Below are 4,287 nucleotides of genomic sequence, written 5' to 3'. Positions count from 1 at the left end.
TTGCTAAAAAAATTGATCAAAGATTCCCAACGGGGGATAAATGGCATCGAGATTTATTAGAGCAAATGTCTGTTGATATACCTAGGGTGAGAAAAGCAGTTATTACAGAAGAAACAAGGCTCATTTTGGATGAGTTACGGCAGTTTCGTCATCTGGTGAGAAGTGCTTATTCTTGCCAATTAGATGAGGAAAAGGTTTTAATCATCCCCCATGAAATTGTTAATTCTTATCAAACCATAATCAATGACATTCAATTGTTTTGTAATAATTTAAGTAAGGGAGAAACTTAATTAAAGATAACTGGTGATCGCACTGAATCTAAGTAAAGTGTATCAGGGCAAACATCTTGTTCATGAGGCCATAAGCAAAGTTATTCTGGACTTAAACGTACCTGTAGGGGCAAACCCCCTGTGGTTGACCCCGTGTTGCCCCTGTAGCGCACTAAGCAATACAAGCGCGTAAATCATTAAGAGTAATCATCAACGTCATCGGTTCAAGAGGAGACACATCAAAACCTAAAGCCAAATAAAAATTCTTAGCTTCTTCTGAAATAGCATGAACAATAATTCCCCGAATACCAATGGTATCAGCCGCTTTAACAACCCGTAGCGCACCATCACGAAATAAACCGCATCCTAAACCTTGACCTTGGTAAGAAGTATCTACTGCCAATCGTGCCAAAATTACCACTGGAATTGGGTTAGGCATATTCCGCCGAAATTTACCATTAGCTGATTGTATACTAATCGCCCCGGAAGCAAGGGCGTAATACCCAACTACCCTATTGTCAACGCAGGTAACAAAAGTTCTAGTTGCACCACTGGCTTGATTAGCATAAGCTCGACGCTTCAACCAATCATCAAGAGAAGTAATTCCGCAGGAAAAATCAGTGATTGAGTGATAACTAGCCAGAGGTTCAGGTGGTGTCAAATTCATTCCTTCTCCCAAGGTGCGAGCGTCTGCATGGTTTTGCGTAAACGTTCATTAGGTTGAGGTGGTGCATCTAGAAGTGCGATAAATTCTGCATAAGCCTCTGGACTAGCCAAAAAAATAGTACGTTCGAGCAAAGTTTCCTCCGCAGCATTCCGCGCGGCTTCCAAAATAAAATCAGTTCTATTCTTACCTTGCACTTTGGCTGCCATATCGATCAAATTGCGTTCTTCTGGCTTAATTCGCAAATTTAGGGTATTACGCTGAGTCTTACTTTTTGTTTTACTACTCATAAGATGGGTGTGTAATTCCAAACTTAATTATTTTAACATAATGTAGTGACAACGACATTACACTATGTACGATACGATACCCAGATTTTTCAGAGAGATGAGCATCATTTGTTGACATCCTCACCGCCGTAAACGGACGGTGATTCCCAAACCTCACGATTTAGGTTTCTGCTTCTTTCCCGAAGGATTTTTCGCACCTGCCTTAACAGATTTACTCTGTTCTGGTCTTATGGTCGCTCTACAGACTAACACCGCAAGCCCTGCGGCCAAAATGTTTTTACTAGCGTTAATATCTCGGTCATGGTGAGTCCCACAGTCTGGACAGTCCCATTCTCGAACATTTAACGGCATTTTCTCAGCAATATACCCGCAATTACTACACCTTTTAGAGCTAGGAAACCATCTATCTATTTCGATGTAATTTCTGCCATACCAACGGCATTTATAGGCTAATTGTCGGGTTATTTCTCCCCAGCTTACATCAGATATTGCCTGAGATAATTTCGGGTTTTTGACCATATTCTTAACGGCTAAATTCTCAACAAAAATCGTTTGATTTTCACGAACTAATTGAGTGGTTAGCTTATGTAAATGGTCTTTTCTACTATTGGTGATTTGAGCGTGAATTCTGGCTACTTTGATTCTTGCTTTTTCCCGATTTTTTGACCCTTTCTGTTTTCTGGAAAGATTTTTCGATGCTCTTCGCAGTCTCCGATAATGCTTTTTAAAATGCTTAGGATTAGACACTTTGTCGCCATCGCTGGTAATCACAATGCTACTAATTCCTAAGTCAATTCCAATGGCTTTATCTGTTACTGGTAAAGGCTTAATCGTTGGGTCATCAAATCTAATTGAGATATGCCAACGTCCAGAAGGATGTAATCTGACTGTTACTGTGCTTGGTTCACAAGCTTCTGGTATTTGTCTTGACCATCGAATAGGTAAAGGTTCTGTGCATTTGGCTAAATAGATTTGTTTGTCTTTAAATTTAAAAGCAGATTTGGTAAATTCGGCACTTCCTCCCTGATGTTTTTTCTTAAAGTTGGGATACTTAGTACGACCAGCAAAGAAATTAGTAAAAGCTGTTTGTAAATGTCTTAACCCTTGTTGTAAAGGTACACAGCTAACTTCGTTTAAAAAGTCTAATTCTTCTTGCTTTTTCCAATCGGTCAACATTGAAGAAGTTTGAGCGTAGCCTAATCTTTCTTGTCTTTCATACCAAGCTTGTGTTCGTTCGTGGAGAGCTTTGTTGTAAACCAATCTTACACAGCCCAAAGTGCGTCGCAATAGCGACTCTTGTTCGGGTGTTGGGTAAAATCGGTAAAAATAGGCTTTTTCCATGTCTCACATTTTAGCATATATCGTGTAAATGCGCTAATATTTAACAGTAAAGCCGTCGTAGAACGACGGGGTTTCAGACCCAAAATTTTCGATGAAAGTCTAGGCTTCAAACCTTTCCATTATAACTGATAGGTAAAAGGTATGTCAGCGAAGTAACACACCTTTATTAGTGTTGGTTTTCGTTGCTTCAATCTAATCTAGAAGAGCGGCTGGATCATTGGGAGCTATTCCTTCATCTTGATCTAAGATCAATAATATTTTCATTTGTTGAGTTACACTAAATAAGCGCAATCGAATATTGACTGAAAATTGAATCACTTGTAATGATAGGGAGATTCTCAGCCATAGATTGAGCAATAATAATGCGATCAAAAGGATCTCTGTGGTGAAAAGGTAGAGAAGCATTAATTTTTAGATGCTCTAGTTCAAGATTTAGTAAAACAATCCTACTTTCGTTCACTTCTTTCTCAATAAACTCTTCATAGGAAGGAACTAACCTTAACTTTCCTAAATTATATTTAATAGACATTTCCCAAAGACTGGCGATACTAAGATAACTAAAATTGTTCTCATCTTCAATTAAATCTTTGAGAGCATTGCTTAATCTAGGATCGTCATTAACAAACCAAAGAAAAATATGTGTGTCCAATAAAAAAGTCATTCCCTGTAATTTTGAAAGTCTTCAAGAGGTTCATCAAAGTCATCGCTCATCCATACTTTTCCCTTAGCACTTCCTCGTTTTAAGGGTCGTTTGATGGGGGAAATTTTGGCTACTGGCTCGTCGCCTTGCATAATAACAATTTCTTCTCCGTTAATTGCCAAATCGAGAAGTTTTGAGAGATCGGATTTAGCTTGAGCTATATCTAATTTAGTCATAGTGTTAAATCTCTATTTAAGTTTTCAAAAAATCTTGCCAATGTTCTTCGTCATCAGCTACGATGGTAATTATTCCTTGACATAGTCCGGGGACTAGGCGTTGGGGCGGTATGGGTATTTGCCCGATTAATTGGGCAATTGGACGATTATTGTCGGTGATTAACAATTCTTCCCCCAGTTTGAGATTGTCAATCAGTTCGGGGAGTTTAGCCTGGGCTTCTTTGAGAGAGTTGATCATGGATGTTGGGTTCTATCTAACTCATGGTGATAACGCTACAATTTTAACTGAATCTCAGCAAGGAACAGATAAAATACGGTTGGGTTGAACGATAGTGAAACCCAGCCTACACTCTCATGTTAAGGTTAAGTACGAAGATAAACCCAATTTCTAGGCCGATCATTCCTCAATTTTAACTGATCTAAGCAGAAAATAAATAAGCTCTCCTGATGACTGATAGATAAAAGGTGTGTCACCGCAGTAACACACCTTTATTATTGTTGGGTTTCGTTGTTTCAATCCAATCGAGAAGAAGAAGCGATCGCTGATCACAAAAATTGCTATTATAGAAACTATTGATATTCAATGATTTAGGGGTAATCATAATGACACAGTTAACTGAAGAACGAAAACAAGAGATTATTGCTGAAGTTTTAGCAGCGAGAGCAACCCGTGAACAATTTCTATTAGAGATGAAACAACGGCAATAAGCAGGGTTAAAAATTGCTCAAAAATGTGCTAGTCTCCTTAAAGAGAAGTATGGAGTCACGAAAGTTGTTTTATTTGGTTCATTGTTAAATTATGAAGAAATAACTCCCCATTCTGATCTTGATTTAGCGGTTTGGGATT

8 protein-coding genes are annotated in these 4,287 nt (G+C 38.5%); 2 read left to right on the top strand and 6 right to left on the bottom strand.

What is annotated here, in order from left to right:
- On the top strand, nucleotides 1-290 hold a 290-nt coding region (locus tag IM507_RS18825; protein WP_465246299.1), incomplete at its 5' end, for a ribonuclease toxin HepT-like protein.
- Nucleotides 291-441: 151 nt separating this feature from the next.
- Here IM507_RS18825 and IM507_RS18820 read toward each other — a convergent pair.
- The 6 genes from IM507_RS18820 to IM507_RS18795 all read right to left on the bottom strand — a co-directional run bounded on the left by IM507_RS18820 (nucleotide 442) and on the right by IM507_RS18795 (nucleotide 3,678).
- Nucleotides 442-936, bottom strand: a complete 495-nt coding sequence (locus tag IM507_RS18820; protein ID WP_002738857.1) for a GNAT family N-acetyltransferase — start codon at nucleotides 934-936, stop codon at nucleotides 442-444.
- On the bottom strand, nucleotides 933-1,223 hold the full coding sequence (locus IM507_RS18815; RefSeq protein WP_069474469.1) for a type II toxin-antitoxin system TacA family antitoxin: 291 nt from the start codon (nucleotides 1,221-1,223) through the stop codon (nucleotides 933-935). The genes IM507_RS18820 and IM507_RS18815 overlap by 4 nt, the downstream gene beginning before the upstream one ends.
- Before the next feature lie 153 nt (nucleotides 1,224-1,376).
- A complete protein-coding gene (locus IM507_RS18810; RefSeq protein WP_287637516.1) occupies nucleotides 1,377-2,564 on the bottom strand; it encodes an RNA-guided endonuclease InsQ/TnpB family protein in 1,188 nt (395 codons plus the stop codon).
- Between the two features lie 277 nt (nucleotides 2,565-2,841).
- The gene (locus IM507_RS18805) at nucleotides 2,842-3,225 is read right to left on the bottom strand and encodes a type II toxin-antitoxin system VapC family toxin (protein WP_002757635.1); all 384 of its coding nucleotides are present in this window, start codon (nucleotides 3,223-3,225) and stop codon (nucleotides 2,842-2,844) included.
- Nucleotides 3,222-3,440: a type II toxin-antitoxin system Phd/YefM family antitoxin gene (locus IM507_RS18800; RefSeq protein ID WP_002738737.1), complete on the bottom strand. Its 219-nt coding sequence runs from the start codon at nucleotides 3,438-3,440 to the stop codon at nucleotides 3,222-3,224. The genes IM507_RS18805 and IM507_RS18800 overlap by 4 nt, the downstream gene beginning before the upstream one ends.
- 16 nt (nucleotides 3,441-3,456) lie before the next feature.
- A complete protein-coding gene (locus IM507_RS18795; protein WP_002738398.1) occupies nucleotides 3,457-3,678 on the bottom strand; it encodes a type II toxin-antitoxin system Phd/YefM family antitoxin in 222 nt (73 codons plus the stop codon).
- 482 nt (nucleotides 3,679-4,160) lie between these two features.
- Here IM507_RS18795 and IM507_RS18790 point away from each other — a divergent pair.
- A partial coding sequence (locus IM507_RS18790) for a nucleotidyltransferase domain-containing protein (protein ID WP_287637518.1) occupies nucleotides 4,161-4,287 on the top strand: 127 nt, incomplete at its 3' end.

This window comes from Microcystis sp. M20BS1, from assembly GCF_020245305.1.
Taxonomy (GTDB): domain Bacteria; phylum Cyanobacteriota; class Cyanobacteriia; order Cyanobacteriales; family Microcystaceae; genus Microcystis; species Microcystis ichthyoblabe_A.
This window is presented reverse-complemented; position numbering and strand designations above follow the sequence as displayed.